At 74.3% G+C, this 5886-nt stretch carries 5 protein-coding genes; all 5 read right to left on the bottom strand.

Going from position 1 to position 5886, the window contains the following annotated elements; translation table 11 throughout:
• Positions 1–39: 39 nt before the first annotated feature.
• Positions 40–213, bottom strand: coding sequence for a hypothetical protein (locus tag ABZ749_RS27535; protein ID WP_357232907.1), 174 nt, complete (start codon positions 211–213; stop codon positions 40–42).
• A gap of 107 nt (positions 214–320) precedes the next feature.
• Entirely contained in the window at positions 321–701 is a 381-nt protein-coding gene (locus tag ABZ749_RS27530) for a DUF742 domain-containing protein (protein WP_357232905.1), read from the bottom strand.
• Complete coding sequence (locus ABZ749_RS27525; RefSeq protein ID WP_355006158.1) at positions 679–1128, bottom strand: roadblock/LC7 domain-containing protein; 450 nt, start codon at positions 1126–1128, stop codon at positions 679–681. The genes ABZ749_RS27530 and ABZ749_RS27525 overlap by 23 nt, the downstream gene beginning before the upstream one ends.
• Positions 1125–3077: a nitrate- and nitrite sensing domain-containing protein gene (locus tag ABZ749_RS27520; RefSeq protein ID WP_357232902.1), complete on the bottom strand. Its 1953-nt coding sequence runs from the start codon at positions 3075–3077 to the stop codon at positions 1125–1127. Before ABZ749_RS27520 ends, ABZ749_RS27525 begins: the two co-directional genes overlap by 4 nt.
• Complete coding sequence (locus ABZ749_RS27515; RefSeq protein ID WP_357232900.1) at positions 3074–5635, bottom strand: LuxR C-terminal-related transcriptional regulator; 2562 nt, start codon at positions 5633–5635, stop codon at positions 3074–3076. Before ABZ749_RS27515 ends, ABZ749_RS27520 begins: the two co-directional genes overlap by 4 nt.
• Positions 5636–5886: the final 251 nt, after the last annotated feature.

The following is a 5886-nucleotide window of genomic DNA, read 5'->3' as shown; positions in this document are numbered from 1 at the left end:
CAAGAACGGCGGCCCACGGTACGAGTCCGGCGACTTCTCCTACGGTGGCGAGGACGACCACGGCCCGACGACGGACACGGCCGTCGCGATCAGCACCCCGAGCGCCGCGACGACAGCCACCCAGGTGGCCCGCGAGACGTCCTCCCGACCGGTGAGCACCCGCCGTGCGGCCGTGACGAGGGCCACGACCCGATCCAGCAGGATGATCGCCACGGTACGGCGTGGTTGGGGTGGTGTTGCCGGCACTGCCAGTCTCTCTTTCAGTTCGTCGCCGGGTGCGTGCCCGCGATCCGTCCGGGTCGCGGGTGGCGGCTGCCCGGTCACAACCCGCGAAGCCCGACGAGTATCGCCTCGAGCAGGTCCTCGGTCGGCAGCTCCGACAGGATCGGCGGTTCGTGCGTCTCGATCAGCCCGGCCGCGAGCAGGTCACCGAGCAGCACCCGGACCGTCCCCAGCGGAAGATCCAACTCGGCACCCACCTCGGCCACCGACAATGGATGGTGGCACAGCTCGACGATCCGCGCCTGTTCGGGGAAGAGCGGTGTGGGAGGCGTGACCCCTCGCCGGGCGACGACCAGCGAGATCAGGTCGAACTGGCCGCGTGCGGGCGCGGTACGCCCCCCGGTCATCGTGTAGGGCCGGGCGACCGGGCCCGCGTCGTCGTCGTACCACGCCTCGTCAGTGGCGCCGCTGGAGTGCACCTGTGTCCCCGATCGTCACCGAGGAGGCCGGGCCCAGCGTGATCGGCAGGTGCTGCTCGGCCTGCCCCACGAAGAGTGCCACCTCGTACGCCATGTCACCGACCTCGACGTCGTCACCGGCGATCCGCACGGTGAGGATGGTCCCGTTCGGGATGGTGGCGATGAACAGGAACGCTCGCGACATCTGCACCACGACCTGACGCAGCTCACCCGCCTCACAGGTCCGGGTGGCGGCCAGTCCCAACGCGATCAGTCCGGCGACCACGCCGGAGATCTGCTCGGCCAGCTTCGCCCCCACCCGCCGCGAGCCACCGAGCGGCAGCCCGTCCGGTGAGAGCACCACCGCGAACTCCGCACCGTGCACCCGGTCGACCAGGTCGTTCAGGGCGTCGGTCAGGCCGCCCTCGGTGACCACTGCAGACGTCATTGTTGTCTCCTCGCTGTTCTGGCGACCGGCAACTCAACCGTGTCGAGGCTGGTCCTGACGTGTTCCGGGCCGTTCGGCCCGGGGTGGCGGACCCGCGTCGGCAGCGCGCCGTTGCCGACGGGGTCGGTCAGGTCGGCGCCGGTGTGGGCCGGTGGGTTCGGGCTGTCGGGTGGTGCGTGGGCCGGGATACCGCCGGTGCCGGTGACCGTGATCAGCCGGGAGGGTAGGAGCACGACAGCGGCCGTCCCGCCGCGCCGGCTGGGGCGCAGCGAGACGTGGGCACCGCATCGGTCGGCCAGTATGGCGGCCGCGTACCAGCCAGCGCGGCCCGCGGGCGGGCCGTCCGGCGGCGGACTGCCGAGCAAGAGGTTCGCCTCGGCCAGCGCGGCGGGGTCCAGGCCCGGCCCGTCGTCGACGACGATCACGGCACATCCCTGCGGTCGCTGTTCGCCGCTGACCCGGACGGTGGTCTCCGCCCCGGAGAAGGCCAGCGCGTTCTCGATCAGCTCCGCCAGCAGGTGGATGACGTCCGTGACGGCCGGGCCCGCGAGCGACCACGGCCAGTGGGGCGCGATCAGGACCCGGTGGTAGTCCGGCACCTCGGCGACCGCGCCGCGCGCCACGTCGAGCAGTGGCACCGGGCGTCGCCAGCGGCGGGCGGGTGTCGCGCCGGCCAGGGTGATCAGCTTCTCCACGTTGCGGCGGACCCGGGTGGTGAGGTGGTCGAGTTGGAACAGCTCGCCGGTCTCCTCGGTGGACCGTTCCCGACGTTGCATCCCGTCGAGCAGGCTGAGCTGGTCGCGCAGCAGGACCTGGTTGCGTCGGGTCAACCCCAGGAACAGCTCCCGCTCGGTGTCAACCTCCGGCGTCGCCGGGGCCGGGGGTGGGGCCGGCGTGCCCGGCATCGGAGCCGGGAGGCCGGCGTCGCTCCCGATCAGTTCGTCGGTCAGGCGTCGGACGGTCCCCGCCCAGCTCAGCAGGAGCACGAGCACGACGATGAGGCCGAGCCCCACGACGGCCCCGGTACGCGCGATGAGCATGGCGGCACCGGGGGTGGCCCGCTCGACGCTGCCGCGGGCGGTGTTCGTCACCACTGTCTGCAGCGCGCCGAGGGCGGCGTCCGCCGCGGCCCGCCAGTCCTGGACGGTGAGACCGGCCAGGGCGTTGGCGGCGCCGCCCTGGAGCAGCAGCCGGTCCTCCAGGGCGAGCAGGGCCGCGAACTCGGGGCCGGCCGCGAGGTTCTGATGCGCGGCCCGGCCGTCGGGCGGGAGCCCGGCTGCGGCCTCGGTGTGCGCGTACCGCTGGATGCTGACCAGCGCAGTCAGCCGGCGCTGCTCGTCGGCCCCGAGCCGCGCGGCGGCCAGGCCCGCGCTGACCGCTGTGTCCTCCCGGGCGAGCAACTCCCGGGCGCGGGCCAGCGCGATCACCGCGCGGGTGTCGGCGGCCAACCCGCTCTCGTACGCGCCCCACTCCGGGCCGTACACCCCGAAGGCGACGTCGATGACCTCGTCGTACCCGTCGACTGCCGCGCCCTGGTCGAGCCGCCCGGTGTCGACCCGGGACCGGGTCGTGCCCAGGCCGTCGAGCCGGCGGACCAGCTCGCCGGCCCGCTCGCGGACGGTGCCGGCGCTGAGCAGCCGAAGGTCGCGGCCCTTGGTGAACTCGCGGATCTCGGCGGCGGCCCGGTCGGTGCCGTCGCGGGCCCCGACCAGCGCGGGCGTCGTCCGCCCCGCCCCGGCGATCGTCTCGGCGGTGATCCGGCGTTCCGTCTGGAGGCTCAGGATCAGGCGGTCGATGGGCTGGCCCAGCGTGTCCGCCAGTGCCCGGACGCGCAGCAGGTCGACGGCGTCCTGGCTGGACACGTAGGCCGCGTACGACCAGAGCGTGACCAGCACGGCGGCCAGCACGGCCAGCCTGGTCCGGATCAGCCGGACGTCGTCACGGGTCATCGGGTCGCCCGCTGCGGCCATGGTTGCCCGGCCGTGTCGCTGGCCCGGTCGGCGACGAGGGTGCGCAGCAGCGCCAGCAGTTCGGTGCGGTTGGCGCAGTTGAGCCGGTTACGCATCCGCGCCACGTGGTGTTCGACGGTCTTGGCCGAGATGAAGAGCCGATCGCCGATCTCCCGGTAGGTCAATCCGGCGAGCACCAGCTCGGCGACCTCGTACTCGCGGTCGCTCAGGCCGTGTTGGGTGGGGCCGGCGACCCGCGCCGTGCTCGCACCGGTCGTCGGTGTCTGCCCGCTCTGCCCGCCGGAGGGCCGCCCCTGCAACGCTCGGGCGCATTCCAGCAGGGTGGTCATCGCCCGTCGGTCCGCGGTGCGGATGGCGGCCTGCCCGGCGAGGCGGGCGCCGTCCCAGCACAACCCGGTGTCGTGCAGCCCCCGGGCGGCGGCCTCCACCCGGATCGGGTCGACGACACCCCGGAGCACCTCCACCCAGCTCTCCGCGGCTGCGGCGACCACTGCCGCGTACCGGCTGTGGCCAGCGGCGGCCAGCAACGCCGTGACGTGTCCGTCGGCGGTCGTCGGCTCGCCGGTCAGGATGGCGGCGTGCAGCCCGCTCCAGTGCAGCGGAACACTCCACAATGGTGGATTGTCGAGGCGATCGAGGAGCTCACGCCCCTGGTGCAGGTACGGCTCCAGCCGGGCCAGGTCACCCAGCCGTGCGCCCGCGATGGCCAGCTCACCCAACGGCAGCAGGGTGAACAGGTCGACGGGGTGCCGCACCACGGCCTCCAGCGCCTGCTCCCAACCACGCTTGAGCGCCCCGAGGTCACTGTTGCGCCGGCCGATGCCCATCCGGATCGCGGCGGCGAAGAGCTGGTCGCGCGACTCCAGTGGCCGCCCGTCGAGCGTCACAGTGGCGAGCCGCTCGCCGGCGGCGTGGATCTCACCACGGACCATCAGGATCCAGGCCTGCAACAGCCGGTGGCGGCGGGCCATCAGCGGGCCGCCGACACCGGCGCCCAGGGCGCGGTGCAGCACCCGCTCGGCGATTTCCAGCTCACCGCAGTGCACCGCGGTCAACGCGGCGAGTGCCGCCGGGCTGTCCGGCAGCAGCGCCGCCCGGCCGTCCGGCTCCAGCAGCGCGGCGGCCTGCACGAGCGCGGAGAGCGCGGCGGTCGGCGGGCCTGTCACGCTCTCCCGTACACCGTTGGCCATCAGTCGGGCGGCGCTGGCGTGCAGGGTCGGGGGTTCGCCCGCCGGGTCGCCCGCCGGTGACTCGGTGCTGGCGGCCGGGTCACCGATGGCCAACCCGCCGACGATGGCGAACGCCGCCGCCGAGGCGGTGCCCGACCACCGGAACAGCTCGACGCTGCGACCGATGTGACCACGGTGGGCCAGGGCGGTGGCGGCGACCACGGCCGCCTCGGAGCGATCCGGGGGAGCGGCCGTGGCCAGGAGTCGGTCCGCCAGCCGAAGCGCGTCGTCGAGGTCACCGGCGAGCGCGGCGGCGAGCGCCTGCCGCGCGTTGGGCGGCCGGCCGGCCGCCGTGGCCGCCGCGAACAGCTCGGCGGCGAACGCCGGCTCGTCGGCCAGCGCCTCGTCCGCCGCAGCGGCCAGGGTCGCGGCCGGGCAGTCGCCGAGCGCGCCGAGTGCGAGCAGGGAACGGACCAGCGGCAGCACCGCGCCACCCCGGGCGAGCTGCAACTCGGTGAGCCCCCGCCAGACCGCTGTCCGCTCGGTGGTGGGGCTGAGTGTCGCGACGGCCCGCCGGACGATCGGTGCGAGCCTGCCGTCCGCGCCGAGCAGCCCGGCCGCCCTGGTCGTGGCGATCAGTTCGTCCACTCCGGCCGGGTCCCGGCCCAGCAGCGCGCCGAGCATGCTCACCGGCAGCGCCCCGCCGGCCGCGACAGCGAGCAGCAGTCGCCGTACCCCGGCGGGCTGGACGTCCAGGTCCGGCCCGAATTCGAGGATGACGGAGCGGGGTGGGTCCACCGTGCCGGTCCTGGTCTCCGCGCCGGCCAGGCCGCGGGCCAGCCGTGCCACGTCCCGGGGTACGCCGGCGGTCTGCGTGTGGACGAAGTCGACCAGGTCGGCCGGGCGGCCCAGCTCGGGCGTGGTGGCGAGATGGGCGGCGGTCTGCTCCCTGGTGAACGGTGTGAGCAGCACGGCCTGCCCGTCGCGTCGCAGAGCGTCGACCAGCTCACTGAACGCCGCTGAACGGGGCCACGGTCGGTGGGCGACCACCAGCCGGTGTCGCCGGCCCGCGACCAGACGCAGCAGCGCTTCGGTCCGTGCGTCGTCGAGCAGGTGCGCGTCGTCGACCAGCACCACCGTGTCGGGGTCGACCGGCTCATCCGGCTCCGGGGCGGCCGTGCGGACGGTGATCCCGGCGCGCTGGTGAACGCGCTCCAGCTCGGTGAGGAACGCGGTCTTTCCGTGACCGGCCGGGCCGGCGACGCCGACGGCGAGTGGGCCGCTCGGGTCCTGCGCGACCGTGTCCAGTAGCGCCTGCAACCCCCTGTCCAGGATCAACCCTGGTGCGGCGAGGTCATTCATGATCATCGGGGTCATCCTTCGCGTCCGCGGCCGCGGGCCAGCGCCAGGCGGGACGGCTTCGGCAGTTCCAGTGGGAGGACCCGGACCGGGGGCCGCGGTGGCGGATCGCCCGGAACGGTGTGATGAGCGCGGCGTGGTGCCGGGAGGGTGGCCTGCCCGGCGCCGCTGACCGGGGCCGGAACTCGGGCCGGCGGCGAGCACCGCCATCCCGATGGCGAGTCGTACGAAGCGTTGGCTTCCCTGCAATTCTCCGAGGG

The organism is Micromonospora sp. NPDC047753, assembly GCF_040642735.1.
Classification (GTDB): Bacteria; Actinomycetota; Actinomycetes; order Mycobacteriales; family Micromonosporaceae; genus Micromonospora.
The sequence above is the reverse complement of the archived record's forward strand: the minus strand, read 5'-3'. Positions and strand labels throughout refer to the sequence as shown.

What these genes read in the sequence shown, in the direction of transcription:
- ABZ749_RS27525 (WP_355006158.1), bottom strand. Translation starts at nt 1,128, where the DNA reads ATGACGTCTGCAGTGGTCACCGAGGGCGGCCTGACCGACGCCCTGAAC.
- ABZ749_RS27520 (WP_357232902.1), bottom strand. Translation starts at nt 3,077, where the DNA reads ATGACCCGTGACGACGTCCGGCTGATCCGGACCAGGCTGGCCGTGCTG.
- ABZ749_RS27515 (WP_357232900.1), bottom strand. Translation starts at nt 5,635, where the DNA reads ATGATCATGAATGACCTCGCCGCACCAGGGTTGATCCTGGACAGGGGG.